Origin of the sequence: Methanoregula sp. PtaB.Bin085 (assembly GCF_002067035.1) — an archaeon.
Classification (GTDB): Archaea; Halobacteriota; Methanomicrobia; order Methanomicrobiales; family Methanospirillaceae; genus Methanoregula.
Window position 1 is genome coordinate 40,384 of sequence record NZ_MVQB01000062.1, and the last position, 25,793, is coordinate 66,176.

General features: G+C 55.4%; 26 protein-coding genes. 19 read left to right on the plus strand and 7 right to left on the minus strand.

Features of this window, described 5'->3' with window-relative positions; genetic code table 11:
- Positions 1 to 8 precede the first annotated feature (8 nt).
- The 5 genes from A4E33_RS13895 to A4E33_RS13915 all read left to right on the plus strand — a co-directional run bounded on the left by A4E33_RS13895 (position 9) and on the right by A4E33_RS13915 (position 3,818).
- Positions 9 to 1,547, plus strand: coding sequence for a PEGA domain-containing protein (locus A4E33_RS13895; protein WP_292349010.1), 1,539 nt, complete (start codon positions 9 to 11; stop codon positions 1,545 to 1,547).
- Position 1,548: 1 nt separating this feature from the next.
- On the plus strand, positions 1,549 to 2,223 hold the full coding sequence (locus tag A4E33_RS13900; RefSeq protein ID WP_292349012.1) for a hypothetical protein: 675 nt from the start codon (positions 1,549 to 1,551) through the stop codon (positions 2,221 to 2,223).
- Positions 2,224 to 2,314: 91 nt separating this feature from the next.
- Positions 2,315 to 2,938 carry a peptidylprolyl isomerase gene (locus A4E33_RS13905; RefSeq protein ID WP_363054477.1) on the plus strand — a complete coding sequence of 208 codons (624 nt, stop codon included), beginning with the start codon at positions 2,315 to 2,317 and terminating at the stop codon, positions 2,936 to 2,938.
- Positions 2,939 to 3,016: 78 nt separating this feature from the next.
- Entirely contained in the window at positions 3,017 to 3,481 is a 465-nt protein-coding gene (locus tag A4E33_RS13910; RefSeq protein ID WP_292349014.1) for a peptidylprolyl isomerase, read from the plus strand.
- Positions 3,482 to 3,611: 130 nt separating this feature from the next.
- On the plus strand, positions 3,612 to 3,818 hold the full coding sequence (locus A4E33_RS13915) for a hypothetical protein (RefSeq protein WP_292349016.1): 207 nt from the start codon (positions 3,612 to 3,614) through the stop codon (positions 3,816 to 3,818).
- A gap of 431 nt (positions 3,819 to 4,249) precedes the next feature.
- Here the strand turns inward: A4E33_RS13915 and A4E33_RS13920 are convergent, their stop codons facing one another.
- The 4 genes from A4E33_RS13920 to A4E33_RS13935 all read right to left on the minus strand — a co-directional run bounded on the left by A4E33_RS13920 (position 4,250) and on the right by A4E33_RS13935 (position 8,113).
- Entirely contained in the window at positions 4,250 to 4,768 is a 519-nt protein-coding gene (locus tag A4E33_RS13920; RefSeq protein WP_292349018.1) for an ATP/GTP-binding protein, read from the minus strand.
- 97 nt (positions 4,769 to 4,865) lie between these two features.
- Positions 4,866 to 7,058 carry an elongation factor EF-2 gene (locus A4E33_RS13925; protein ID WP_292349020.1) on the minus strand — a complete coding sequence of 731 codons (2,193 nt, stop codon included), beginning with the start codon at positions 7,056 to 7,058 and terminating at the stop codon, positions 4,866 to 4,868.
- 24 nt (positions 7,059 to 7,082) lie between these two features.
- On the minus strand, positions 7,083 to 7,679 hold the full coding sequence (locus A4E33_RS13930; RefSeq protein WP_292349239.1) for a 30S ribosomal protein S7: 597 nt from the start codon (positions 7,677 to 7,679) through the stop codon (positions 7,083 to 7,085).
- A 5-nt stretch (positions 7,680 to 7,684) separates the two neighbouring features.
- Complete coding sequence (locus A4E33_RS13935; RefSeq protein WP_292349021.1) at positions 7,685 to 8,113, minus strand: 30S ribosomal protein S12; 429 nt, start codon at positions 8,111 to 8,113, stop codon at positions 7,685 to 7,687.
- A gap of 166 nt (positions 8,114 to 8,279) precedes the next feature.
- Between A4E33_RS13935 and A4E33_RS13940 the strand changes: the two genes are divergently transcribed.
- The 11 genes from A4E33_RS13940 (at position 8,280) to A4E33_RS13990 (ending at position 17,980) form a co-directional block, all read left to right on the plus strand.
- Positions 8,280 to 8,684, plus strand: a complete 405-nt coding sequence (locus A4E33_RS13940; RefSeq protein ID WP_292349023.1) for a 6-carboxytetrahydropterin synthase — start codon at positions 8,280 to 8,282, stop codon at positions 8,682 to 8,684.
- Positions 8,681 to 9,289 carry a radical SAM protein gene (locus tag A4E33_RS13945; protein ID WP_292349025.1) on the plus strand — a complete coding sequence of 203 codons (609 nt, stop codon included), beginning with the start codon at positions 8,681 to 8,683 and terminating at the stop codon, positions 9,287 to 9,289. Before A4E33_RS13940 ends, A4E33_RS13945 begins: the two co-directional genes overlap by 4 nt.
- Positions 9,289 to 9,954, plus strand: a complete 666-nt coding sequence (gene queC / locus A4E33_RS13950; protein ID WP_292349241.1) for a 7-cyano-7-deazaguanine synthase QueC — start codon at positions 9,289 to 9,291, stop codon at positions 9,952 to 9,954. The genes A4E33_RS13945 and queC overlap by 1 nt, the downstream gene beginning before the upstream one ends.
- Entirely contained in the window at positions 9,955 to 10,458 is a 504-nt protein-coding gene (locus A4E33_RS13955) for an NUDIX hydrolase (RefSeq protein ID WP_292349027.1), read from the plus strand.
- Positions 10,455 to 11,336 carry a S9 family peptidase gene (locus A4E33_RS13960; RefSeq protein ID WP_292349028.1) on the plus strand — a complete coding sequence of 294 codons (882 nt, stop codon included), beginning with the start codon at positions 10,455 to 10,457 and terminating at the stop codon, positions 11,334 to 11,336. The genes A4E33_RS13955 and A4E33_RS13960 overlap by 4 nt, the downstream gene beginning before the upstream one ends.
- 58 nt (positions 11,337 to 11,394) lie before the next feature.
- On the plus strand, positions 11,395 to 12,666 hold the full coding sequence (prf1, locus tag A4E33_RS13965; protein WP_292349030.1) for a peptide chain release factor aRF-1: 1,272 nt from the start codon (positions 11,395 to 11,397) through the stop codon (positions 12,664 to 12,666).
- On the plus strand, positions 12,666 to 14,330 hold the full coding sequence (gene argS / locus A4E33_RS13970; RefSeq protein ID WP_292349031.1) for an arginine--tRNA ligase: 1,665 nt from the start codon (positions 12,666 to 12,668) through the stop codon (positions 14,328 to 14,330). The genes prf1 and argS overlap by 1 nt, the downstream gene beginning before the upstream one ends.
- Positions 14,311 to 15,210 (plus strand): 4-demethylwyosine synthase TYW1, encoded by a 900-nt coding sequence (twy1, locus tag A4E33_RS13975; protein ID WP_292349032.1) that lies wholly within the window; start codon positions 14,311 to 14,313, stop codon positions 15,208 to 15,210. Before argS ends, twy1 begins: the two co-directional genes overlap by 20 nt.
- Entirely contained in the window at positions 15,207 to 16,856 is a 1,650-nt protein-coding gene (gene sepS, locus A4E33_RS13980; protein ID WP_292349034.1) for an O-phosphoserine--tRNA ligase, read from the plus strand. Before twy1 ends, sepS begins: the two co-directional genes overlap by 4 nt.
- A 428-nt stretch (positions 16,857 to 17,284) precedes the next feature.
- Positions 17,285 to 17,674, plus strand: coding sequence for a hypothetical protein (locus tag A4E33_RS13985; protein ID WP_292349036.1), 390 nt, complete (start codon positions 17,285 to 17,287; stop codon positions 17,672 to 17,674).
- Positions 17,675 to 17,749: 75 nt separating this feature from the next.
- The gene (locus A4E33_RS13990) at positions 17,750 to 17,980 is read left to right on the plus strand and encodes a helix-turn-helix transcriptional regulator (RefSeq protein ID WP_292349242.1); all 231 of its coding nucleotides are present in this window, start codon (positions 17,750 to 17,752) and stop codon (positions 17,978 to 17,980) included.
- 7 nt (positions 17,981 to 17,987) lie between these two features.
- On the opposite strand, the gene A4E33_RS13995 is transcribed toward A4E33_RS13990, so the two are convergent.
- On the minus strand, positions 17,988 to 20,303 hold the full coding sequence (locus A4E33_RS13995; RefSeq protein WP_394334412.1) for a DEAD/DEAH box helicase: 2,316 nt from the start codon (positions 20,301 to 20,303) through the stop codon (positions 17,988 to 17,990).
- Entirely contained in the window at positions 20,284 to 21,375 is a 1,092-nt protein-coding gene (locus A4E33_RS14000; RefSeq protein WP_292349040.1) for a ribonuclease H-like domain-containing protein, read from the minus strand. The genes A4E33_RS13995 and A4E33_RS14000 overlap by 20 nt, the downstream gene beginning before the upstream one ends.
- Positions 21,376 to 21,532: 157 nt before the next feature.
- Here A4E33_RS14000 and A4E33_RS14005 point away from each other — a divergent pair, with 157 nt between their 5' ends.
- Positions 21,533 to 22,312 (plus strand): TIGR01458 family HAD-type hydrolase, encoded by a 780-nt coding sequence (locus tag A4E33_RS14005; protein WP_292349042.1) that lies wholly within the window; start codon positions 21,533 to 21,535, stop codon positions 22,310 to 22,312.
- A gap of 59 nt (positions 22,313 to 22,371) precedes the next feature.
- Here A4E33_RS14005 and A4E33_RS14010 read toward each other — a convergent pair whose 3' ends face one another.
- Positions 22,372 to 23,286, minus strand: a complete 915-nt coding sequence (locus tag A4E33_RS14010) for a site-specific DNA-methyltransferase (RefSeq protein ID WP_292349043.1) — start codon at positions 23,284 to 23,286, stop codon at positions 22,372 to 22,374.
- Between the two features lie 669 nt (positions 23,287 to 23,955).
- Between A4E33_RS14010 and A4E33_RS14015 the strand changes: the two genes are divergently transcribed.
- Both A4E33_RS14015 and A4E33_RS14020 read left to right on the plus strand, forming a co-directional pair.
- Positions 23,956 to 24,687 carry an ABC transporter ATP-binding protein gene (locus A4E33_RS14015; protein WP_292349045.1) on the plus strand — a complete coding sequence of 244 codons (732 nt, stop codon included), beginning with the start codon at positions 23,956 to 23,958 and terminating at the stop codon, positions 24,685 to 24,687.
- Positions 24,672 to 25,787, plus strand: coding sequence for a SufD family Fe-S cluster assembly protein (locus A4E33_RS14020; protein WP_292349047.1), 1,116 nt, complete (start codon positions 24,672 to 24,674; stop codon positions 25,785 to 25,787). The genes A4E33_RS14015 and A4E33_RS14020 overlap by 16 nt, the downstream gene beginning before the upstream one ends.
- Positions 25,788 to 25,793: the final 6 nt, after the last annotated feature.

The window sequence follows — 25,793 nt, forward strand, 5'->3', positions numbered from 1 at the left end:
GGGAATACATGAAAAGATCCAAGAGAATACTGATCATGCTTCTGGTACTTACCCTCTTTTTCGTCACGGTCATTCCAGCAGATGCTGCAGAGGATGACCCGATCAATCCGGTGACTGAGCCAACTACGGAACCACCCACACCGGAACCAACCATTGAGCCGCCAACTATTACCATGACGGTTCCAACCCCGGCACCAACAACAATTGCCCCTACATCGTTCCCTACGGTAACGGCTCCTCCGACCTCAGAGCCTACTGTAACAATCACCGTCACCAATATTGTTCCTGGTGGCGGGAAAGGATATATCGACACCTACTGTAATGTGGATGGGGCATCGGTCAGTTTCGACGGGAATTTCCGGTGTACCATCGCGCAGGGTGTCTGTACCGTTGGTGTCAGTCCCACCGGAATTGTCCATACTGTAACGGTATCCAAACCCGGGTACGTCACATGGTCGGGCGCACTCCCCCGCATGCCGGCAGATAATGAGCATGTCGCGGTCTATGCAACTCTCAACCCGGTACCAACGCAGACCACTATCCCGCCAGTCCAGAGTGGGGCAATATACGCCCAGTCGAATCCTGCGGGGGCGGCAATCTACATGAACGGTGCCCTGCAGGGATATTCCCCGGTTACCCTCCCGAACCTCCCGCCAGGAACCTATTCGATGAAAGCTTCCTTGTCCGGTTACACACCAGACACCCGGCTGATCAATGTCTATGCCGGCCAGACCGCCACCTATTACCCGAACCTCCAGCCCTCCCCGCCGGCGCCGCGTAGTACCGGTACAGTATCTGTGACATCGACACCGAATGCCGCGCTCATCTATGTGGATGATAATTACCAGGGAAAAGCCCCGATGACAATTACCCTGTATCCTGGCAACCATAAGTTCCGGCTCAGCCTCGCGGGCTACAACGACTATACCACATCGATCTCTGTCAGCGCCAATTCGAACCAGAGGCTGAATGCTGTCCTGGATGCTGCGGCTTATGGTACTGTTGCAATTTCCGCCATGCCTGGAGCAACGGTCTGGATCGACAGCAACTCCCGGGGTTTGGTACCCCCCTCCGGAACACTGACACTCACCGGAATCACAAGCGGAAACCATGTCTTTAAGGTAACAGCGAGCGGATACAACGACTGGATCAACACTGTCTATATCCTGCCCAACACCGTTACGCCTGTCAGCGTGACCCTCACCCCGTCAGGAGGTGCACCGGCACCCGCACCTGTAACCGGCGGACTGAATATTGTATCGACACCAACGGGAGCGGAAATCCTTGTCGATAACCTGTTCAGGGGATACACCCCGTCAACCCTGAACGGCATTACAGCCGGGCAACATCAGGTGCTGCTGAAGTATACCGGGTATGTCGATTATTCCACAACCGTACAGGTGAACGCAGGCCAGACTACCCCGATTGCCATCGCTATGCAGCCTGCACCAACCCCCACACCGGAATCCGCACCTTCAACAGTATTCCTTGTGAGCGGAGTACTCGTGATGCTTGGTATTGGTGTATCGATAAGGAGGAGATCCTGAAATGACAGAAACCTGTTCCGCAATGACAAAACTCTGGGTGAGCGCGCTCCTCATCGTTGTTGTTATCAGCGGGCTCACCGTCTTTGCGTATACCAGCTCAAACAATGCCCTGAAAGAATCCGTCCGGGACGGCATGAAATCCACCGCCGCTGTTATGGCCACACAGATCGATGCAAGCGATATTGCCGGGATCAATCCGGGCGACGAGAACTCGCCCCGGTATATCGCTGTCGTAAAAAAACTCAATGCCATGCGAAGCCTCGATGATTCCATCATCAATGCGTATATCCTCAAGGTGAACCCGGACCAGACTGCGACATTCCTCGTTGATGACCTGATGCTGGACGATCCTGCCGGTTCTGCACGGATCGGGGAGGTCTCGACAAGCCCGGATAAGATGGAGATCTTCTCCGCCCTCTCTGTCCCGACCGCTTCGAAAGAGCCATACACAACCAAATACGGTTCGTTTATGTCAGCATATGCACCCATCGATGATGCAACCGAAAATTCGACCGGTAACACCTATGCGGTACTTGCGATCGATATGTCCGCCCGTGACTATAATGCGGCCACATCAAAAGGCGGTCTCATCCTCGTCACGGGTATTCTTTCGATGCTCATCGCTCTTGGCACACTTCTGGCATTTGGATTAAAAAGCAAGAGTGAGAACGAATAAATCTGCGGCCGGTTCCAAAATTACCCCCCGCAATCTCTATTTTCTTTTCCGGCAAACCGGAATGCCGATGTCATCTCTACGGTTATTTATAGTGGGTGGGATCCTCATCGCATTGATCCTGTTCGCTGCGGGATGCACCCGGCAGACGGAAAATTCCATCACGTCAGATACAATAACCAGTACCCGGACACCTCTTCCGGCCGGTGAACCTGTCGTCCAGATCCCGGTAACGACGGCAGTCCCGGTGGAATCATGGGAGAAAGTCCGGCTGGAAACGTCAATGGGGAATATCACCATCGCGCTCGACCCGGCAATGCCGGTAACGGCAGGGAATTTCAAATCCCTGGTCAGTAAGGGATTCTATAATGGAGTAATATTCCACCGCGTCATGGACGGATTCATGATCCAGGGCGGCGACCCCACCGGAACAGGACGCGGAGGACCCGGGTACGTGATCAACGATGAGTTTACAACGGGTAACCGGAACGATCGGGGCACAATCTCCATGGCGAATGCCGGTCCCAATACCGGCGGTTCCCAGTTTTTCATCAACCTGGTCAATAATAATTACCTGGACAGGAAACACCCGGTCTTTGGCAAAGTCGTCGAAGGTATGGATGTCGTTGATGCAATCGGCAAGGTTCCGACCAATGGGAAATCTGGTGGCAACCGCCCGCTCCAGAATGTCACGATCATCCGTGCTGCGATGGTCTGAAAATCCTTTCCGTTTATTTTTGTCATCCGCATTCACAAGACACATGAATCCGTACCCCCAATACTATTGAGGAACATTATGACAGATGCAGGAAAAAACGTAAAACTTGAGACGACCATGGGCACAATCACGATCGCCCTTGCTCCGGATATGCCGGTTACGGCAGGCAACTTCGAGACGCTGGTGAAGAAAGGGTATTATAACGGCGTGATCTTCCACCGTGTCATTGACGGGTTCATGATCCAGGGTGGCGATCCCACCGGAACAGGACGCGGAGGACCCGGGTATGTGATCAGGGATGAATTTTCTCCTGATAACCGGAACGACCGCGGGACCATCTCCATGGCAAACGCGGGTCCCAATACCGGGGGTTCGCAGTTCTTTATCAACCTTGTCAACAACAACTTCCTCGATGGAAAACACCCGGTCTTTGGTAAAGTCATCGAAGGTATGGATGTCGTTGACAGGATAGCCAAAACAAAAACAGATTCCTCAGACCGCCCGGTAAAGGAAGTTTTGATCGTCAAAGCTGAGATGATTTAACGATATACTTCTGAAAAATATCCAGCTCACTTTTTTACCCGTAAAGGGTAATGTACTATTCATGAGACATCGCGCACCGGATCCCCAGAGAGACTTTGGTCTTAAGTCAATGACAATCCCTACCATATGTGTGATCTGTGAGATCCTCGCAAACTGCTATATTATCTGGTTCCTGATGATAGATTTCCCGACGAGATGTACCCGGCTTGCTGTAGAGACCGCAGGGAAACAGACCTGTGGGATGGAAACCGGCGCATATATTATCGCACTCGTGAGTGCTGTTATGATCCTCGGCGGTGTCTATTATCTAGCAAAATGGTACATCCCGCAGCAGTAATAATACTACGATGATTATCTGTCAGATTGTGGTACGGTGATCCGTTGATGTATTGTGCGTTATCGGAACAGACCGGTTCCTGGTTCCTGAAGGGTATACCTGTATGGACCAGGAAACAATCCAACAATTTCGGCCGGAAATTTTCGACCGCGAAAAACGGTTGTCAGTAAGTGAACCGATTATCGGATAATTATCCGACAATATAGATGTACAACCGACAATTTTTCATAACCTCCGGCGTGCGCGCCCGGAGTGATCAACCGGATCGCGATGAAAATTTTTCAAGCACGGGAAAGGGGGCGATGAATTCTTTTTCGCTGCGATCCCTCAACTCCAATCGTACTGTCCTGCTCAGGAAAAACCGGTATGCACAACCAGGGGATGCAGGAAAAATCCGGTGCACAAGAAAATGAAGATGTGATGGAACCTTTTTATTCAGGGGCATGATGGTGCCCGTTGTGGGGCTGGGGTGTCAGTCTCCCTGCAAACTGGAGGATTGCATCCATACTCTGCCGCCTGTCTTTTGCTGATACCTTCCGGATCTCTGCGGTTCCGAATTTGCCGCTGAACATCTCCGGATGTGCCCCGACCGTGTCGTACTTGTTCAGGAAAACAATGAAGGGGACTTTTGCTTCCTGCAGGGAGTCCGACAGGTGGCGGGTGAAATCATCGAACTGGCAGGTGGCATCGATAAGGAGAATTGCACCATCCATCCCGTTTGCGATAATCTCGCGGGCAAACTCGAATCGTTCCTGGCCCGGGGTGCCAAAGATATGGATGTGACACCCGTCTCTTTCGATCCGTCCGAAGTCCAGCGCAACGGTCGTTGTCCCCCCGGCACAATTAGCCTCGATATGCTTCGACTGGGGATCGATGGTCTTGATCAGCGTGGTCTTTCCTGCCCCGAAGGCACCAAAAACAACAATTTTGAGTTTTTTCTCTTCTGCCATCAGCATTAATTAGTACGGAAAGATTGTTTACCGTTTCGGTCGGGACAAGCAGATCCGGATCAGAAAGCGGATAAAAAACAGGACGATGACGAAAAAATTATGAGAGGTAATCGTTGGGCTGAGGCATCTGGTCCTTGAGACCTTTGCGCTTGCGGATGCCGATGACGACTTCCTTGACCATGTTGTTGGGAACGAGTTCGAACCCTGCGAACTCGGTGTTCCACATTGCCCGGCCTTCGGTTGCGGACCGGATATCTCCCGCGAACCCGAAGAGTTCGGCAACGGGGGCCTTGCCTGAAACTGTAATGGTATCGCCCTCGCTCTGCATATCGAAGACCTGGCCGCGGCGACCCTGGATCTGGGACGTTGCAGCACCCATCTGGTCCATCGGAACGGTGATCTGGATCTTCTGGACCGGCTCGAGAAGCGAGTCGCCCGCAAGGAGCATGCCGCCCTTGATGGCGCCGCGGACCGCGGGAATGACCTGTGCGGGACCGCGGTGGATCGCGTCCTCGTGAAGCTTGACATCGGTGAGGACCATCTTGAGGTTCTGGACCGGCTCATCAGCGAGCGGTCCGCCGGCGAGGGCCTCATGGATACCCTCGATGATCAGTTCCATCGTCTCGTTGAGATACTGGATACCCTTGGTTGCATCGATGAGCATGCTGGTGCCTTTGATATCCTTGACATTCTTTGCCTCGTCCTTGTCCATACCGGCCTTGATAAGCACATCACGGCGTTCAAGGTTCTGCTGGTTCATCGAGACCTCACCGCTCTTGATCAGGGCGACAATCTCGTCGGGGAGAGGCGACAGCGTGAAGTAGAAGCGGTTGTGACGGTTCGGGGACTTGCCCTCGACATTCTCCACCGTGCCGGTGACCGTTTCACGGTACACTACGATTGGCGGGGATGTGACAATCTCCACACCCTTGTCCCGCTTGATACGTCCGGTGACGATCTCGAGGTGAAGTTCCCCCATACCGGCGATGAGGTGTTCACCGGTTTCCTCGTTGATCGAGATGCTGAGGGTCGGGTCTTCCTTGGCAACCTGCCGGAGCACTTCAACGAGCTTGGGCAGGTCCTTCATGTTCTTGGCCTCGACCGCAACGGTCATGACCGGTTCCGAGTAGTGCTTGAGCGACTCGAACGGTGTCATCTCCATGAGAGTGGAGACTGTCGAACCGACGATAGCGTCCTTGAGACCGGTAACAGCAGCGATATTGCCCGCAACGATCTCCTCGACTTCCACGCGCTTGGGGCCCATGAAGATACCGACCTGCTGGAGGCGGTTCTCCTTCTTAGCGGTTCCCATAACGTAGAGCACATCGCCCCTCTTGAGGCTGCCGGAGAAGAGACGCCCGGTGGCGACTTCTCCCGCATGGGGATCGAACGAGATATCGGTAACCATCATGCCGACAGGGCCTTTCGGGTCGCACGTGAGCATGGCCTTGCCTTCCTTGGTTTCCTTGTCCCCGTGCCAGATGACGTTGACACGCCGGGGCTGGGCCTCGAGCGGGTTCGGGAGGTGGCGTACGACCATATCAAGAACCACTTCTGAGAGCGGGCTCTGCTTGGCGAGGTACTTCATATCGCCGGCCCGGCACTTCTCATACACAACCTTGAACGAGATACCGCTCTTCTGCATAAACGGAACTGAGACTGCCCAGTTGTACAGCGCGGAACCGAAAGCAACGGTACCCTTGGAGGCGTCCAGTTTCCAGCCATTGTTATAGGCTTCCTCGTTCATGCCCTTGATGAGCTTGTTGACCTTGTCGATGACCTTGCCGAGACGGATCTGCATCTCCATGTCATCGACCTTGAGCTCATTGATGAGCCGGTCAACCTTGTTGATGAAGAGGACCGGGCGTACCTGTTCTTTGAGAGCCTGACGGAGTACGGTCTCGGTCTGGGGCATGGTCCCTTCGACTGCATCAACGAGGACGACGGCCCCGTCGACCGCGCGCATCGCACGGGTGACGTCGCCACCAAAGTCAACGTGACCGGGCGTATCGATCATGTTGATGAGGTAATCAGTGCCCTCGTACTCGTGGACCATCGAGACGTTGGATGCATCAATGGTGATACCGCGCGCCTGCTCTTCTTCGTCGGAGTCCATGAAGAGCTGCTTTCCGGCGAGTTCTTCAGAGATGATACCGGCACCTGCCAGGAGGTTGTCGGAGAGTGTGGTCTTGCCGTGGTCGATGTGCGCTACGATACCGATGTTCCGAATGTGCTTCGGATCCTTCATGAGCTCTACGACGCGCTCAACTGTTTTTTTGCCTCGGGACATGAAAAAACCTCAAAAAAGATGGTGTTACCGGGCGGATTTCGCGATCCGCTCGCGTTCTTCCTTTTTACCTACCGAGTAACACTTCACGTCGCCCTTGGATGCAGCGATAAGTTCGTCGGCAAGAACCGCACTTGCACTCTTCTTGCCACTGCTGGAGCCCTTCAGGGTTGCCTCGGCAATGAAATGGATTGCTGTGTCGACGCGGCGCATCGGCGCGGTATCGACCGATTTCGGGACGTTGATACCACCGTATTTCAGGCGGACTGTCTCTTCGCGGGGGCCGGAGTTGGCAATTGCCTCGACCAGCACTTCAACCGGGTTGCGTTTTGTCTTCTTGTTGATGATCTCGAATGCATCCCGCACGATGCGTATTGCCAGCTGCTTTTTGCCGGTATTATTCTCGGTCTGCATAAGGCGGTTGATGAGCCGCTCGACAATCATCATGTTGCTCTTTCCGAATTCCTGGCGGGAGAACTTGCCGCAGGTGTGGGGGATGATCTGGGCGGAGAGGGTGACGTAGCGCACAAGGCTGGGATCGTTGACTTTCACATCAGCAACATCCCACTTGTTGAACAACAGTTTCTGGCCTGCCGCTGCAGTCTTTGCTTCTGCTTCTGTCATCATGATCACCTGCGCGGTTTCTCCTTCCTGCCGATGACCATTTCGTGGAGGCAGACGTTGTTTACCTTGGTGACGACATACCGGACACCCGGGATATCTCCCATGGACCGGCCAAGACGGCCGCCGATACCCTCAATCTCGACTTCATCGTGTTCGTCGATGAAATTGATGGCGCCGTCGCCAACAGCGAAAGCGCTTACCTGCCGGCCGTTCTTGATCAGCTGGACACGCACGCATTTGCGGATGGCGGAGTTCGGCTGTTTTGCCTCAACACCTATCTTCTCCAGTACGATACCTCTCGCCTGCGGGGCACCCTCGAGGGGGTCCGACTTGACATCGAGATTGAGTTCACGGCGGGCATAGTTCTTGTCTGCCCACCGGAACTTATTTGAGTCCCGAACCAGTTTTCTGGCTGCAAATTTACCCTGTCCCATTAAAGAGCCTCATTTACGTTGTTTTTGTGGTTATCGATAACCCACACTGGGATATGTACTAACGCGGGTAACCGATTTATAAATTGTGGCCTCCCACCTGCCTGTCTTATACTATTGATCCTCACTCATAATAACATTATATCCTCCTCAGCTCAAATACTGGGCAATGAAAGTGGGGATCTACAAGGAAGTACAGATCGATACCAGCCACCGCCTCCTCCATTATGAGGGCAAGTGCGCGAACCTGCACGGGCACCGCTGGAAGGTCGAGATCTGGATGGAGGGTGAACCGGATAAAACGACGCAGATCCTCATTGATTACAGTATGATAAAAAAGGTCGTTGACAAGTACGACCATCAGATCATCCTCAATGAGGAAGATCCCATGGTCCCGCGCATCCGGGAATTCCACGAGGTGATCACGACACCGGGTGACCCGACCAGCGAGCTGATGGCCTCCCTTATCCGGGATGACCTCTACGCATTCTGCCGGGAGCACGGGATTCGGGCAACCGTCCCGAAGATCCGGGTGTGGGAATCCCCGACTGCCTTTGCCGAGCTTACCGAATGAAGATCACTGAAATTTTCCGCAGCCTGCAGGGGGAGGGGAAGAACCAGGGGAAACCCTGCCTTTTTATCCGTCTTGCCGGCTGCAACCTGAACTGCCGCTGGTGCGACACGCCCGGATCCCAAAGCGGCGGGGTGACGATGTCTCTCGACACAATCCTCGAACAGGTCTGGAGAATCAATCCCCCTTACGTCTGTATTACCGGGGGGGAACCGCTGCTGCAGGGAGAAGAGCTGGAACGCCTCCTGGACTCACTCCATAAGCGCGGGACAATAATCGATATCGAGACAAACGGGACGATCGACTTTTCCCGGTTCCAGCCATTTGCATCTGTCTGCATGGACGTGAAATGCCCGTTCTCCGGAGAACAAAGCGATCTCTCCCTTCTGGAAAAACTCCGACCGGAGGATACCGTCAAATTCGTTGTCAAAGACGAAACAGACTGTCAGTATGCACAGGGGATTATCAGAACGCACCGCATACCCTGTGAGATATTCATATCGCCAGTCTGCGGTACTGATTACAAAGTCATCTCGGAATTTATCCTGAAAAACAACCTGCCGGCCCGGATGCAGGTCCAGCTCCACAAGGTCATCGGAGTGAAATGATGAAAGCTGTTTGTCTGCTCTCAGGGGGCATGGACTCGTCCACGCTCGCCTATCTTGCAAAGAGTGAAGGATACGATATCTGCGCCCTCCACCTGAACTACGGCCAGAGGACACAGGGAAAGGAACTGGCATGTGCAAAAAAGATCGCCGGCCTCCTTGAAGCAGAGGAATTCGTGGAAGTCGATGTCGGGTACTTCTCCCGATTCGGGGCAAGCAGCCTGACCGACAGTAAAATTGCAGTAGAGGAGTTCGATCCCGCGCGGGCGCACATGCCCAACACATACGTGCCGTTCCGGAACGCCAACCTCCTCTCCATCGCTACCAGCTTTGCCGAGGCGAGGGATGCTGAGGCAATCTACATTGGCGTCCAGTCGCTCGATTACAGCGGGTATCCGGACTGCCGGCCGCAGTTCATCGAAGCATTCCAGCGCGTCATCGATCTTGGTACAAAAGATACCACGCACATTACTCTCAAGACCCCGTTCACCCGCATGTCCAAGACCGACATCCTGCGCATTGGCATGAAGCTGGGTGTTCCCTACGAGCACACGTGGTCCTGCTACCGGAACGAGAGAAAAGCCTGTGGAACCTGCGGGTCCTGTCACTTCCGGCAGGAAGCATTCGCTGCCATCGGGATGAAAGACCCGATCGAATACGAGGTGTGAATGGAGATCTTCCGCGGGCGGAGGCTCTGGATCGAGCAGCGGCCGGTACAACTGCCGAACGGTCTTCGCCGGGACAAGGTGATTGTCCATCCGAGCAATGCAGTGGTGATCCTGCCGGTTGAGGGGGAACGGTGCAAACTTATCCGGCAGTACCGCTATGCCATTGATGGTTACATCATTGAAGCGCCTGCCGGAGCACTGGAAATGGACGAGGATCCGCTGGCAGCAGCCGCGAGGGAATTGATCGAGGAGACCGGTTTTGCTGCGCGGACCATCGAATCCCGCGGGTATATCATCACGACGCCCGGCTATACCGATGAAAGGATCTACCTGTATGAAGCGCACGGGCTCACGCCTTCAGAAGAATATGGCAGGGACGAGGACGAGGTGATTGAGGTACTGGATCTGGCAGTCAGGGACCTGCCCCGCATGATCCAAGATGGAACCATCACCGATGCCAAGACAATCTGCCTCATCTGTCGCTGCCTCGGGGTTCCCCGATGAGATCTGCTTTCGTGATTGCCATCTTCCTTATCACCTGCCTCGCAGGTGCCGGATGCACAAGCAACAGCATTCCTGCCAAATCCACCTATTCCGTTGATTCTGACGGAGTCCTCACGCTCAGCTGCGCCCCGGAGACAACAAGCGAGGTTGTGTTCTTTTCGAACGAGACCTACACGAAATCGCGGGTCGTATTCACTACCAAAAGCGGAAATGTGACGACATACCTTGCAGCACCGAAAGCACCAAAAGCTGCATTCGTCTATGCACCGGGTGCCGGGGAGAAGCTGGCCGGCCACGAAGAGCGGATGGTCAGGTTCGCCTCGGCCGGATATGCATTCCTCTTTGTTGACACCCGGGGGAATGGCGGCGAGACTGCCGGGCTGCATTTCAGCCAGCAGTTGATCCAGCAGGATTTTGCAAAGTTCGGAAAGGGGGAGATGCCCCAGTATTACCTGAGCATCTGTGACCTAGTGTCTGCCAGGAAACTGCTGGCAGGAAAGTATAACGTCCCGGTCTATGCCATCGGTTCGAGTAACGGTGGCCGTTATGCAGCCGTGGCAGCAGGCATCGATCCGGAATTCGCAGGATATATCGGGATATCGACGTCCGACTGGGGGCTCCTCGATTCGCTCAGGGAACAGGGTGTGACCGGCGATCCAATACGGTTTGCAGCCTCGATTGAGCCCGGAACATATATCGGTAAGATTACCCCGCGGCCAGTATGGATGTACCACAATGCAACTGATCCCATCATTCCCTTTTCCAGCGGGAGGCAGCTCTACGGGAAAGCGGGTGACCCGAAGAACTTCACGGAATTTTCCGGGGAGCATGGGATCAATCCTGAAGTGGACGCACGTATCATTGCGCAATGGGCGTAATTTTATGGCACCCGCGGGCGTATAGGTACTAGCTTTAAAGAGAGGTTTGAACCCGGCAATGGCAGAAGAGGTGGAGATGGACGAGGCGCGCAGGCGCTATGAGTTCAAGAAGGTTTTGGAGAAACTCCAGTCCCAGCAGGGGGATGGTACGGAGCTTATCACGCTCTACATACCTCCCGACAAACAGATCTTTGACGTAACCAACCAGCTGAAGGACGAGTACGGCCAGTGTGCCAACATCAAGAGCAAACAGACCAAGACCAATGTCCAGAGCGCCATCTCATCCATCCTCTCTCGCCTAAAGTACTACAAGCGCCCTCCGGAGAAGGGTCTCGCGGTTTTCTGCGGCACGGTAAAAACGTACGGTGACCGCACGGACCTCCAGTGCACAATCATCGAGCCGCCGGAGCCCCTGAACCTCTACATGTACCGCTGCAGCTCGAACTTCGAGCTCGAACCCCTCCTCCAGATGCTTGAGGAGAAGTACGTGTACGGCCTGCTGGTCCTCGACAAGCGCGAAGCATACTGGGGATTCCTGCGTGGCAACCGGATCGAACCGGTTGGCGGGGCGAACTCAACGGTACCGGGTAAGATGAGGAAAGGCGGTCAGTCAGCAGCCCGGTTCGGGCGCCTGCGCGAGATCGCGATCGATGAATTCTATACCAAGATCGGCGAACGGGCCAGCGCCATCTTCCTTGCAGAGAAAGATTTCTTCGAACGGTTCAAAGGCCTCCTGATTGGGGGACCGAGCCCGACAAAAGAGGAATTCGAAAAGGGGAACTATCTCCATCACGAGGTCCAGAAACGGATCATAGGGCTTTTCGATGTCGCATACACCAATGAGGACGGACTCGCAGAACTGGTCGACTCGGCGAAGGATGCCCTCAAGGGGATGACCGTTGTCAAGGAAAAGGCATTCATGGACCGGTTCTTAAAAGAGCTGGTCAAGGACGACGGGCTTGCTGCCTATGGGGAGGAGAGCATCCGGCACAACCTCGAGATTGGCGCCGTCGATATCCTCCTCCTCTCCACCAAGCTCCGCAAATCCCGGCTGAAAATCAGGTGTCAGAGCTGCGATTATACTGCTGAAAAGACCGTTAGTATCGAGGCGGGAAAGACCATGGCAGACATCCCGCTCGGGAACTGCCCGAAATGCACGGCGCCGAACATTCTCGAAGAAGAGACCGATATTGTCGACGAACTCACGAAACTGGCAGACATGAGCAGCTCGAAAGTGGAACTCATCTCCGATGATTTTGAAGAGGGCTCTATCCTCTTTTCAGCATTCGGCGGGATTGCAGCGATTCTCCGCTACAGGACGGGATACTGATGCCCCACGAAATGTATACCAGAATTGAGAAAGCAATCAAGGACCTCACCGGAGTACCCGATGCCCTTCTCGTGGATGGGGGAGAACACGCGGATCTCGCAACCACAGTTGCGTTCGCGCTCGCAAAGCAGAAGAAGCAGGCACCGGTGAAGATCGCTCAGGACCTTGCATTGGAACTGAAGAAAAATCCCGACATTGCCATGGTCACCGTTGAGGCGAAGGGACCGTACATCAATTTCACCTTCGGATCGGCGTTCGTGAGCGAAGTGCTCAAAGATGCCGTCCGGCCGGGCTATGGCAATCTTCCGAAAAAGCCCACCCGGGTCGTTCTCGAACACACCAGCGCAAACCCGAACGGCCCTCTTCATGTCGGGCATATCCGGAACTCGATCATCGGAGACACGCTCGCCCGCGCGTTCCGCAAGGCCGGCTATCCGCTCGAGGTCCAGTACTATGTCAATGATATGGGCCGGCAGATTGCCATCGTTGTCTGGGGATTCGATAACCTCGATTCCGCGAGGCAGGATAACGAGAAGGAGGATGCGCATATCGCCCGCATCTATATCGCTGCGAACCGTGCAATTGAGAAAGACGAAGGAATCACCCGGCAGGTCAACACCCTCATGCAGCTCGTGGAGAACGGGGATCCTGCAACCGTGAAAAAGTTCAGGAAAGAGGTTTCGCGCTGTCTCGACGGGTTTGCAGTTACCCTGAAGGATCTGAATGTACGACATGACCGGTTTGTCTGGGAAAGTGATTTCATACGGAACGGGAATACGGAGCGTATTATCAACAGGCTGAAGCGGATGCCCCAGGCCCGGGAGGAGGAGACGCTTGCTCTTGACCTGTCGGAATTCGGGTTCACGAACAAGTATGTCATCCGCAGGAGTGACGGCACATCGGTGTATGCTGCCCGTGATCTCGCGTACCATGCGTGGAAAGGGGCAAACTTCGATCGCATCATCGATGTTCTCGGTGCTGATCACAAGCTCATCGGCGCCCAGCTCCAGTGCACCATGAAACTGATCGGGGAGAAGGCTCCCGAGATCGTCCATTTCGAGTTCGTTTCCCTGCCGGAGGGCTCGATGAGCACCCGTGCCGGAAAATTCGTGTCTGCCGATGACCTCATCACGGAGATCCGCAAGCGGGCATTCGATGAGGTGACAGCCCGGAGACCTGAACTGGACGAGGCGACACGGAAGGCCATCGCCCGTTCTGTCGGCCTTGCAGCCATCCGCTACGATATCGTGAAGGTCTCTCCGGAGAAGAGCACGGTCTTCGACTGGAAGGAGGCCCTCGACTTCGAGCGGCAGAGCGGCCCCTACATCCAGTACGCCCACGCCCGGGCCTGCAGCATCCTCGGAAAGGCAGGGTCATTCACGGAGTGTTTCGAACTCGAGACGGAACAGGAGATTGCGGTCGCAAAGAAGATCGCCCGGTTCCCGGAAGTGATAGAACAGGTTGTCGCAGAACTCCGTCCGCACATCCTGGCAGTCTATGCCCGCGAGCTTGCCGACACATTCAACACCTTCTACCATTTCGAACCGGTGCTGAAGAGCGAGGGGAAGGTCCGCGATCGCCGCCTCACGCTTGTCAAGGCGGTGCAGAACACCCTGAAAGAATCCCTGCAGACACTCGGGATCGATGCCATCGAAACCATGTGAACCCCTGCAGAAGCAGGGGTACCAGTTCTTTTCAAAGACCTCCACGGCAGCCCTCAAGCCCTGCATGTGGTGCAAACGCGCCCTGCAGGGCGGCGATATGTGCTACAAGCACCAGTTCTACGGCATCGCAAGCCACCGCTGCGTCCAGATGACCCCCACCCTCCGCTGCAACCAGCGCTGCCTCTTCTGCTGGCGGTCCTTCGAGCACGAGCCTGCGGAGGAGGAGGAATGCCCCCCGGAGACGATTCTTACGGGAATCCACCGGCTTCAGAAGAAGGCTCTCGCAGGGTACAACGCGGTGCTCGACAATACCGTGACCGATGAACGCTGGCAGGAAGCACTTGACCCCAAGCACGTGGCGATCTCGCTCTCAGGTGAGCCGACGCTGTACTCCCGGCTGCCGGAACTTATCGATCTCTTCAACAGCAGGGGGTACACAACGTTCCTCGTCAGCAACGGGACGAATCCAGGAATGCTTGAGAGATGTAAACCATTCCAGATGTATGTATCCCTCGATGCACCGGACCGGGAAACCTATTATAAAGTCTGCCGCCCTCTCGGGGATACCTGGGATGATGTGCAGGAAAGCCTCCGGCTCCCTGGCTCCCAAAGGTCGGCAATCCGGATTACGCTCGTGAAGGGGCTCAATGACTTCGCTCCCGAACGATATGCCGCAATCCTGCAGGACTCGGGAGCCCGGTTCGTTGAGATAAAGGGATACATGTATCTGGGATACAGTAGAAACCGGTTGGCAAGAGAGAACATGCCGGAGCATGCTGAAGTACGGGCCTTTGCGGAGAAGGTTGCCGCGGCATGCGATTACCGGTACAAGGATGAGAACGAACTGAGCAGAGTGGTTGTTCTGGAGCGTATATCATGAGATTCAATCCCGAAGACTGGAAACGGAAATCACACGAGAACTTCGAAGGTGCATGGCACGAGGGCCCGTCGGTCCTGACCCCCGCAGCGCATTCGGAGACCTACCCGTGCCGGCAATACAAGCGGGCGCAGGCGCACCCGATCTTCGCCACGATCAACCGCCTCCGCGAGACCTACCTGTCGATGGGGTTCGACGAGGCGGAAGTCCCGGTCATCATCGAAGAGAAGGATATCTACCGCCAGTTCGGGCCCGAGGCGATGGCCGTTCTCGACCGCGTTTTCTACCTCGGTGGCCTCCCCCGCCCGAATGTCGGAATCGCACGTGACCGCCTTGACGAGATCAACGACATCATCCTGAGCCACCGGAGTCCCCTCGCTCATGGCGGATCTGCCGGAGCAACGAGTGATTCTGGCGGATCGTATAAACCTATGTCTCCCGAGACTGAAGAACGCCTCCGTGAAACACTCCACGCGTACAAGAAATCAGAGATAGACGGGGATGAGCTCACCTTCGAGATGGCAAAGGTCCTCGGAGTTGATGACGGGGTTGTTGTTCACATTCTCGATTCGGTTTTCCCGGAATTCCGGAACCTTGCCCCCGAGTCCTCGCGCTCCACGCTCCGCAGCCATATGACAAGCGGCTGGTTCCTCACCCTTGGATCCATCTGGGACAAAAGCCCGCTGCCCCTCCGCATGTTCTCGGTTGACCGTTGTTTCCGCCGGGAGCAGGCGGAAGGGCCCACAAGGCTCATGACCTACCACTCCGCATCCTGTATCGTTGCCGGTGATGACGTAACCATCGAAGATGGTAAAGCAGTCAGCGAGGCACTTCTTTCAGCGTTCGGGTACACGGATTTCCGGTTCCAGCCGGACGAGAAGCGCTCCAAGTATTACATGCCCGACACCCAGACCGAGGTCTACGCCCGGCACCCTGTCCATGGCTGGGTCGAGGTGGCAACATTCGGGATGTACTCACCATCCGCGCTTGCAGAGTACGGTGTCGGCGTCCCGGTCATGAACCTCGGCCTCGGCGTCGAGCGGCTCGCGATGATCGCGTATAATGCAAACGATGTCCGGCAGCTCGTGTACCCGCAGTTCTTCCCTCACCCGCTCTCCGACCGGGAAATTGCCCGGGCCGTACACCTCAAGGAAGAGCCGGTCTCCACCGAAGGAAAAATGCTCGCCCGTGCAATTGCGAGGGTTGCTGCAGCCAACGGGGCGTCACAGGGACCCTGTGCCTTCGATGCATGGGAGGGATCACTCGGGGGAACAGCCTTGAAAGTCGTTGTAGAGGAAACGGAGTCCAATGCGAAACTCTGCGGGCCGGCCTGTGCCAACGAGATCTTCGTGTACGAGGGATCGGTCCTTGGGGTGCCGGATGCAGAGAAGTGGAAACAGGTCAGGACCGAAGGGGCACCAACGGGAATAACGTACCTGTCCGCGGTCTCGGCCATGGCCGCTGCACGCATTGAAGAGGCGGCATGGTGCGGGAAGGGAACAACCGTCCAGGCCAAGATGGCAAAACTCCCGAGCGATATCAACCTGAAGATTGACGAGTACGCGATGCGGTACATCACGGACAACAAGAAGAAAGTCGATGTCCGGGGCCCGGTCTTCCTTTCGGTTCGCTCGATCATAAAGGAATAATTTTTTCCAGAGACGTTTTTGGAAACCCGGCCGCCCGCTGCAAACCCCCCTCCATCCTGGCGGGGGGGTCTGATCGTTTTTACAAAAAGAAGGGTGGGGGGTCTCCGGCAGACCCCCTACTCAACCGTGAGTAGTATCCATTGTTATGCAAAGGATGTACCTTCGCTTCCGCTGGAATTGCCGGCGATACCCGGAACAGGAGCAACCTACCCGGAAATGAGTTGGGGGGTCTGATCCGGGCGGAGGGGGGAGGGGGTCTGCGGGAGACCCCCCCCTGCCTGTGGGCCGGGAATCGGATCGTTTTAAAAATTAAAGGAGGGGGGTCACCACGACACCCCCCACCGGCCCGGGCAGATTGCACCTAATTTTGTTAGAAATACACAACATTCATATCCTTGTGTTAGAAATATATAACATACAGGCAGACTATGATGAAACCCAGAAATATGTATCGTATCGTTATCGGTGCGCTGATGGCGGCCAGCGGTGTTGCAGCCATTCTGATGAGCGGTGGGGAGGGGATCATTGGAACACTGCTCCTCTGTGCCGGGCTTGCATTCCTGATCACGGGAATCCTCCGTCACCGCAGGTATGGCGATGACCCGGAATCGGACGAACGGTCGAAAAAGATCGGGGCATATGGCATCACCTATGCATGGCTGACCGGCCTCTTCTTCATGACTGCATTATTCTGGCTGGATTATCTCAACGTGCTCAGGCTTGACACCCGGAATGCGCTCTGGATCTCGATCCTTGTCCTCGCCCTGTCTGCGGTGCTCTTCCAGGCCTGGCTCTTCCGGAAAGGAGATGTCGGGTAAATGGGCTTCTGCCCGCTCATAGCAGAGCATGTCAACAGGAACAACCAATCCGGAATACAGGATACCGAGGACCCCATGCAGACGAGGATAAAGGAGTACCGGGCCAGGTTCTCCATCACCCAGGAAGATCTGGCAAAAGTCGTGGGCGTGCGCCGGGAGACCATTGTGTTCCTCGAACAGGGGAAATATAACCCGTCCCTGAAACTGGCCCACGATGTGGCACGGGCCCTGCACACGACCATCGACGACCTGTTTATCTTCGAAGACGATGGTCCCGAACCGGAACGGACCGTTCTTGTGGAATAATCCTGGTTTACGGTGAAACAGTCGGGGAAACGGCAGGATCCGGTACTGCAGTGGCTGGGACCGGCTGACGACAGAGTTCTCCCAGAATGATGATGGTTGCCTCCTTGTCCAGCGGCTGGTTGTCATTCCCGCATTTCGGTGAGTAGATACAGGAAGGACAACCCTTCTCGCACGAGCAGTCCCGCACGAGTTCGTGGGCACTGGCAAGAAGACAGGGAAGGATGTCGTACGCCTTTTCGGCAAGCCCGATACCCCCCTCGTACGCATCGTAGACGAAAATCGCAGGTTCCCCGGTTTCACCAAACATCGGTGACGAGAGCCCCCCGATATCCCAGCGATCGCACATCACGTGCAGGGGCATCAGCGCGATGATCGCATGTTCCGCACCATGAAGTCCCCCCGCAAGATCGAGGTCTCCTGCATCGACCTTCTGCCCGATGCGTTCCGGCGGTACAAGCCAGAACGCTTTTGTCCTGAAGGTAGTCGGGGGGAGGGAGAGCGGTTCTATCCCGATGATCGTATCACCGCGCTTGAGCTTGAAGCCAGTGATTGTTTCGGTCACCTCAACTTCGCCGAACGCACACTTCACATCATTGAGAATGCGGTTCCCGGTTGTTTCGACGATCTTCAGGCTTACCTCCTTGAGCGGCTGCGTGTAGTAATCGACATCGGTCTCGGAAACCCGTATTGTGTGGGTTTCCAGGTCCATTTCGTTCACGACATAGGTAACGCCCTGGTGGAGCATGATGGCTCCCTTGTGTGCCTCGCTGAACGCGTGTCCCCGGTCCATGGTCTCAAGAAGCTTCCCCTTATGCATGATCCGGAACGTCGGCCCGGGGATCCCGTCCAGCTGGACAGCCTCCGCAGCACGGCCCCGTCCGGAATAGACCCAGCCGCGCGCAGTTTTTCGTACCAGATCGTGCGTGGCGAGATCTGCAAGGTGTGAAGAGAGGGATTCCCCGAAAAAGAGGGAATCGGCTGAGTCGTTCACCGGGAGTTCCGCAGCAGCGCAGAGGAGGTGCCCGGAGACGATATAGGGATTGTGCGTATCGACAATGGCATGCTCATGGGACCGGGAAAAGAACCTGTCCGGGTGGTTCATGAAGTACTGGTCGAGCGGGTTTGCCATGGCAACGAGAATTGCAAGCGAATCGGTACCGTTCCTCCCGGCACGGCCGGCCTGCTGGCGTGCCGACATCATGGTCCCGGGGTAACCGGAAAGGATCACGGCATCCAGTGTCCCGACATCGATCCCAAGCTCCAGCGCGTTTGTAGACACGATCCCCTTCATCATCCCGTCTTTCAGCTGTCGTTCAAGACCCCGCCGTTCTTCCGGGAGGTATCCGGCCCGGTACGCGGAGATGGCATCGGCAAGACGACAGGATGAATGTCTGGCATCCTCGCGGGCCCAGAGCGTCACCAGCTCCGCCATCTTCCGGGACCCGGTAAAACAGAGCGTCTGCAGGTCTTCTTTGACACACGAGAGGAGGAGATCTTTTGTTTCCTGGTGCGCTGAACGGTCACCGATCCCGTCATAGAACGGATTATACAGGACGAAGGTTCTCCTGCCATGGGGAGATCCGTCCTGCTGCACGAGCTCGAATGACCGGCCGGTAAGGTTTCCGGCAAACTCGACCGGATTTGCAATCGTGGCAGTGGAAAGCACGAATTGAGGATGCGAACCGTAAAAGGCACACAAGCGCAGGAGCCTCCTGACAAGGAGTGCGATGTGGGACCCGAAGACCCCGCGGTAGCGGTGGGCTTCATCGATGACAATATACCGGAGGCCGGAGAAGAACGGACGCCATTTTGCATGCCATGACAGTACCTGGTGCAATTCGTGGGGATTCGAGATGATGATCCGTGCATTCTCGCGGATGGCCGCCCGCTTCGACTGGGGGGTATCCCCATCATATATTGCCGGCCGTACACCAGTAGTGGTGAACCGGTCCATCTGTTCAAGTGTCGCGAGCTGGTCATTGGAAAGGGCTTTTGTCGGGTACAGGTACAGGGCCCGTGCAGCCGGATCCTGTTCCAGTTTTTCAAAGACGGGAAGGTTGAACGCCAGTGTCTTGCCGCTTGCAGTCGGTGTTGTGATGATCACGTTCCTGCCGTTCCGGAGATGGTTGATGGCATCACACTGGTGAGTATACAACCGGATGTTTTTCTGTTTGAGATATGCCGCAAGCGAGGCGGACAGTGGTGTCCCGAGCTCCCCGTATCGCGCTTCGGTCGGACCGGTGATGTCTGTAAAGACGACACGGTTCCGGTACACCGGATTGACAGAAAGAAGCCGGAGCAGGTCAGCGATCGCCACAGACATCCCCCAGGAGCCGGAAGAAGAGCCGTGCTAGCGATGCCACATCCTGCCGGTTGTGTTCAACAATCGGCACCAGCGGCCCGCAGTTGCCGGATCGGAGATAGGTTTCGTAAAATTCCGGGACCATCTGCCCGGGTACATCATCATCACGGCTGATGCCGAGGATCTCCTTCTCGAGAGCGCAGAGGCGCAGCGAGGAGAGAGTATCCTTCCATTTTCTCCGGCTGAAATGGAGAACATCGAAATGGGGGATACCATTAATGGCTTCCATACCGTAGTAAGCCAGCCGGTCGGAGACATACGGGGCATCGAATGCCTTCCCGTTGAAGGTTACCAGTGCAGGATGGTCTGAAGAGAGGTATCCCAGGGTTGCCATCAGGGCGGCCGGTTCTTCAGAGATATCGCGCAGCAGGTACTGCCGGACGATCAGGCGGCCGTTTTCCAGGATACCGACACCGAACAGGATGATTGGGCGGGAGAAGAGCCCGAGCGTCTCGATATCGAGAAACACGTAATCGCCGGGTTCGTGAAGACCGGCAGTTCCGAGAACGAAGGGATGGGATTTCGAATGCCGCTTTCCGATCAGGTCCATGATATCCGCAGGTTTCCCCAGACCGATACAGTCCGCGGCTCTTCTTGCAGGTGTCCGGTATCTGGGATGCTCCATCAGGTCATACAGCGTCTGGTACCCCCGCTGTTTCAGACGTTTTTCCGTGGATTTCCCGATTCCGTGAACAAGCGTAAGATCTCCGGAGATAAGGGATCGGAACCGATCCTCATCGAAACACGGATTCTCCAGAGGTTCGCAACTTTCCAGCAGGTAGCAGGAACCCCCGTCATTCACAAGTTCCCTGCCACCGGAAAACACAGCTTCAAGGCTGCACCCGTCGTACTGGTTGATGAGTTCTCTGAGATACTGCCGGGCCCTGTCGTATTCGGATGAACAGACGTAACTGTTCGAGAAACCTGCTGCAAATACATTCCCGTCACGGATAACCTCGTATTCCTGGAGGGTATCCACGCGCTGCCGCCAGAGGGATCCAATCCTGGCTCCAGAGACCTCCATGACCGTCATTGTCAGATAAACATGCCAGAAGAACGGGTTTAAACACCGGCCGTGCAGGGTGAAAGTAAAAAACCTGCAGGAGGATAATAGTTGGGAGATAACTCCAGTCCAGGGATGGTGTCATGCACGGAAGTTTCGGCAAGAATAAAATACGGAGATCGAACTCATGAAAGAGGTTCGGGGATTCCTCATCGATCTTGACGGGGTTCTTTACACAGGAAACCAGCCGGTTGAAGGTGCTGGCGAGGCGATCGCATTCCTCATAGATCATGGGTATGTTTTCCGGTGTGTGTCCAATTCCACCAGGAAATGCCGCCAGACCATTGCAGCCCGCCTCTCTTCAATGGGATTCGATATTCCGGCTGACCATATCTTCACACCTCCGCTTGCGGCAGTTGCCCATATGCGAAAGACCGGAAAAACCGGTTACCACCTTCTTGCAACCGGCGATGTCGAGAAGGACTTTACCGGCATGAAGAAAAACGAACCCGGGATGATACCGGACTGGGTCGTCGTGGGAGATGCCGGCGACAATGTCACCTACGACAGCATGAACACGGCTTTCCGTTTCCTGATGGACGGGGCGGAACTGCTCGCGCTGGAGAATGACCGGTACTGGATGGCTGCCGACGGGCTGTCCCTCTCAGCGGGCCCCGTTGTCAGGGCTCTCGAATATGCGAGCGGAAAAACCGCCCTTGTCATGGGAAAACCCTCTCAGGCGTTCTTCAGCCTTGCCCTTCAGGACATGAACCTCCGTCCGGACGAGGCTGTTATGATCGGCGATGATATCCAGACAGATATCGGAGGGGCGTATCATGCGGGAATGAGAGGGATCCTGGTGAGAACAGGAAAGTACCGCCGCGATTCCGCTGAAGCGGCCCCGGTACAGCCCGCATTTACTATTGATTCAATTGCACATATCACTGAGGTTATACAGCACAATTAACAGGGTCCGGCTTTCCGGTCTCCCGCTCATGCTGAAAATATTCCGGGAAATCGGGATCCCTACCGGGAATCCTCAATGACAATCAGCCCGGGGGCAGGATACTTCGGCGAACTTTCAACTCCCCCTGAGGAAGTTTCCAGCCTTTGAAGGGCAGTAGTACAATACTGGCGCGACACATCAATCCCGATGAACCGGCGCCCAAGCTTGTATGCCACAAGGGAACTCGTCCCGGCACCGTTGAAGGGATCCAGCACGATGTCGTTCCTGTACGAGAAGAGTTTCATCAGCCGACGGGGCAGCTCTTCGGGAAACATGGCGGGATGGTCATAATCCTTCATCCGGATTTCCGGAGGAAACGACCACTTCCCCAGCACCCACTCTTTGAATTCCTCGGCTGTGATATCGATATCCTCGCGCCTGCCGCTTTTCTTGTGCGTTTCTTTCGCAAATACTTCGATGAATTCCCAAGTGTATTTGATATAGGGCATCGAGGGTGATTTCCAGCTGCCCCATGCCGTGTACTTTGCGTTGTAATTGTTCTTCTCCCAGAGGAACTCGGCTTTCCAGAGCAGCCCGAGATCGGCCAGCTGGTGGGATATTATGTGGTGCGTCGGGATATAATCCGAGAAGAGTGGCTGGACGTTGACCGCGATGCGGCCACCCGGCTTGAGGACCCGCACACATTCGCGCCACACGGCATGCAGGTTCCCGAAATACTCGTTCCATTCATGGGTATCGTCGTGGGGGTCCTGGGCATATGAATGGCCGAAGTTATAGGGGGGGGACGTGACGACCAGGTCGATGCTCTGATCCGGGATATGGTCAAGGACTTTCAGGGCATCGCCGCAGATAATTTTGTTGATGAACGGAGATAACGCGGGTGATTCCTCAGACCGGAAGGTGTGTTTTGCCTCTTTGGATCCCTTCCGGATCCTGGCCTTTCCTTCCTTGTCCCGGACCTTCTCCGGTTTCATCGCGGTAATCCCGGGTACACATTACCGCACAGGAGTAAAAGGGTGCCTGTTCGTGCTGTCTGAACCAAATGCTGGTTTTGTGCGTTTTTATGTACTGACGACCAAGGATTCCCGTTGGAGATTAAAAAACCGGATCCCGATTTTCGTACGAAAATCGATCCGCGGTTTTGATCTCATAATCGATCCCTGGTTCTCATTTTGAAATCGATCCGCGATTGAAAAGCAGTTCTCAGATAAAAAGTACAGACGGAACGCAAAATCGGAACCCGATTTTCGTACGAAAATCGATCCTCGATTTTGAGATCAAAATCGATCCCCGGTTTTCATTTTAAAACCGGATCCCGATTTTCAGATCGCAATCGCGATCACGATCGCGATTGAAAAACCGATCCGGATCAATCGCGATCCGATTTTGATCTGCAAATCGGGTCGCGATTGAAAGCACCCAGTATATCCTTAGATCCATTAAGTATGCGCTATGGTTACTTACGCTGGAACCGCTGGCACTCCCGGACCAACCTGCTAACATGCTACCAACCAACCTGCCATGCCCGGCGCACAACCTGCCAACCTTCTCCAACTTCCCGGCCCGCGCCGCGTTATACGACCAGGTATGTCCCGTTGAAAAGCGTTTAATGCCGCAGTCGCCATACATTCTTCGGTAGTACTATGCTGCATATCGAACACCTCCACGTGAATATCGGCGACAAGGAAGTGTTGCGCGATATCAACCTCCATATCAACGAAGGGGAGACCCATGTCCTCCTCGGCCCCAACGGGTCGGGGAAGACCACCCTCTTAATGACCATCATGGGGTTCTCCACGTATACTATAACCAAAGGGACGATCACCTTCAAGGGCGAGGACGTGACCCGGATGCATTCCAACGAGCGTGCGAAACGGGGGATGGGGATGCTCTTCCAGCGCCCCCCTACCATCTCCGGCCTGAAACTCGGGAAGATGCTCTCCGCCATCTCCAAGACAAAACAGGAGAACATACCGGAACTGGCAAAGACCGTCCACATGGACAGGTTCCTCGAACGCGATATAAACAAGGGATTCTCCGGCGGGGAGATCAAGCGCAGCGAGGTGCTGCAGCTGATGATCCAGAACCCGGACTTCATCATGCTCGACGAACCGGAGAGCGGCGTCGACCTGGAGAACATCTCCCTCATCGGTACCAACATCGGGGCGCTGCTCGAGAAGGACAAGCACCTTGCGAAACGGAAGAAATGCGGGCTCGTCATCACGCACACGGGATATATCCTCGATTACCTCGATGCCGACAAGGGGCATGTGATGTGCGAGGGACAGATCCGTTGCCACGGGAACCCCCGGGAGATCTTAAAGGACATCAAGCAGCGCGGGTACAGGGAGTGTATGGAATGCCGGAACCAGTAAGAGTCCCAAACCTGTCGAAAGCCGACCAGAACCGCCTCGCCCAGTCGGGAATCGACCTCTCCATGAAGAACCGGTGCGGCAGCTACCTCCAGATGGACCAGGACATCGTCCAGTCCGAGTGCTCGCAGGAGGGGATCGAGGTCCTGTCATACAAAAAGGCGATGGAAAAGTATGACTGGATCAAGGAGTATGCGTGGAAGGTCGTCTCTCCTGAAAAGGATGATATCACCAGGTACGTTGCAGCACAGAAGGAGCCAAAGGGATACGTTATTATCGCCCACAAGGGATCGAACAACATCTTCCCGATCCAGGCATGCCTTTTCCTCGGGCGCGAGCAGATCCAGCATGTCCACAATATCGTCATCGCCGAGGAGGGTGCGGAGCTTCATATCATCTCCGGCTGCACGAGCGGGGAGCATGTTGGCAAAGGTGGCGCTCATTACGGGATCTCGGAATTTTACGTTAAGAAGAATGCCAAGATCAGCTTCACGATGATACACAACTGGAGCGAGAAAATCGAAGTCTATCCCCGGAGCGCCTCGATCGTCGAGGAAAACGGCGTGTTCCTCTCGAATTACGTCTGCATGCAGCCGGTGAAGAAGGTCCAGATGTACCCGACTGCAACCTTAAAGGGAGCGAACTCCGTTGCCCGGTTCAGCAGTATCGTCATCTCCACGCCGGGATCCCATATGGATCTCGGATCGCGGGCAGTTCTCGAGGCACCCGGAGCGAGCGCCGAACTGATCACCCGTGCCATAACGAAGGGCGGTACCATCATCTCACGGGGCCATATCAACGGCAAGGTTGCCGGCACCCGCGGACACCTCGAATGCAAGGGCCTGATCCTGCAGGACGGGGTCGTGTACGCGATACCGGAGATCGAAGGCTCGGTTGTCGGCACGGAACTTTCCCACGAAGCGGCTGTAGGGAAGATTGCCAAGGACGAGATCGAATACCTGATGTCGCGCGGGCTTGACGAGGACGAGGCAACGTCAACGATCATCCGTGGATTCCTCGATGTGAAGATCAGCGGCCTTCCCGAGGCGCTGCAGCAGCAGATCGATGCATCCATCGATGTGGCGGAAAAATCAGGTTTCTGAAACAGT

Coding starts and splice junctions, on each gene's coding strand:
- A4E33_RS14020 (WP_292349047.1), top strand. CDS start 24,672: ATGCCGGAACCAGTAAGAGTCCCAAACCTGTCGAAAGCCGACCAGAAC.
- argS (WP_292349031.1), top strand. CDS start 12,666: ATGCCCCACGAAATGTATACCAGAATTGAGAAAGCAATCAAGGACCTC.
- A4E33_RS13990 (WP_292349242.1), top strand. CDS start 17,750: ATGCAGACGAGGATAAAGGAGTACCGGGCCAGGTTCTCCATCACCCAG.
- A4E33_RS13895 (WP_292349010.1), top strand. CDS start 9: ATGAAAAGATCCAAGAGAATACTGATCATGCTTCTGGTACTTACCCTC.
- A4E33_RS13985 (WP_292349036.1), top strand. CDS start 17,285: ATGATGAAACCCAGAAATATGTATCGTATCGTTATCGGTGCGCTGATG.
- A4E33_RS13930 (WP_292349239.1), bottom strand. CDS start 7,679: ATGACAGAAGCAGAAGCAAAGACTGCAGCGGCAGGCCAGAAACTGTTG.
- A4E33_RS14005 (WP_292349042.1), top strand. CDS start 21,533: ATGAAAGAGGTTCGGGGATTCCTCATCGATCTTGACGGGGTTCTTTAC.
- A4E33_RS13940 (WP_292349023.1), top strand. CDS start 8,280: ATGAAAGTGGGGATCTACAAGGAAGTACAGATCGATACCAGCCACCGC.
- A4E33_RS13945 (WP_292349025.1), top strand. CDS start 8,681: ATGAAGATCACTGAAATTTTCCGCAGCCTGCAGGGGGAGGGGAAGAAC.
- A4E33_RS13935 (WP_292349021.1), bottom strand. CDS start 8,113: ATGGGACAGGGTAAATTTGCAGCCAGAAAACTGGTTCGGGACTCAAAT.
- queC (WP_292349241.1), top strand. CDS start 9,289: ATGAAAGCTGTTTGTCTGCTCTCAGGGGGCATGGACTCGTCCACGCTC.
- A4E33_RS13925 (WP_292349020.1), bottom strand. CDS start 7,058: ATGTCCCGAGGCAAAAAAACAGTTGAGCGCGTCGTAGAGCTCATGAAG.
- A4E33_RS14010 (WP_292349043.1), bottom strand. CDS start 23,286: ATGAAACCGGAGAAGGTCCGGGACAAGGAAGGAAAGGCCAGGATCCGG.
- A4E33_RS13900 (WP_292349012.1), top strand. CDS start 1,549: ATGACAGAAACCTGTTCCGCAATGACAAAACTCTGGGTGAGCGCGCTC.
- prf1 (WP_292349030.1), top strand. CDS start 11,395: ATGGCAGAAGAGGTGGAGATGGACGAGGCGCGCAGGCGCTATGAGTTC.
- twy1 (WP_292349032.1), top strand. CDS start 14,311: ATGCCATCGAAACCATGTGAACCCCTGCAGAAGCAGGGGTACCAGTTC.
- A4E33_RS13995 (WP_394334412.1), bottom strand. CDS start 20,303: ATGTCTGTGGCGATCGCTGACCTGCTCCGGCTTCTTTCTGTCAATCCG.
- A4E33_RS13920 (WP_292349018.1), bottom strand. CDS start 4,768: ATGGCAGAAGAGAAAAAACTCAAAATTGTTGTTTTTGGTGCCTTCGGG.
- A4E33_RS14015 (WP_292349045.1), top strand. CDS start 23,956: ATGCTGCATATCGAACACCTCCACGTGAATATCGGCGACAAGGAAGTG.
- A4E33_RS13910 (WP_292349014.1), top strand. CDS start 3,017: ATGACAGATGCAGGAAAAAACGTAAAACTTGAGACGACCATGGGCACA.
- A4E33_RS13955 (WP_292349027.1), top strand. CDS start 9,955: ATGGAGATCTTCCGCGGGCGGAGGCTCTGGATCGAGCAGCGGCCGGTA.
- A4E33_RS13960 (WP_292349028.1), top strand. CDS start 10,455: ATGAGATCTGCTTTCGTGATTGCCATCTTCCTTATCACCTGCCTCGCA.
- sepS (WP_292349034.1), top strand. CDS start 15,207: ATGAGATTCAATCCCGAAGACTGGAAACGGAAATCACACGAGAACTTC.
- A4E33_RS14000 (WP_292349040.1), bottom strand. CDS start 21,375: ATGACGGTCATGGAGGTCTCTGGAGCCAGGATTGGATCCCTCTGGCGG.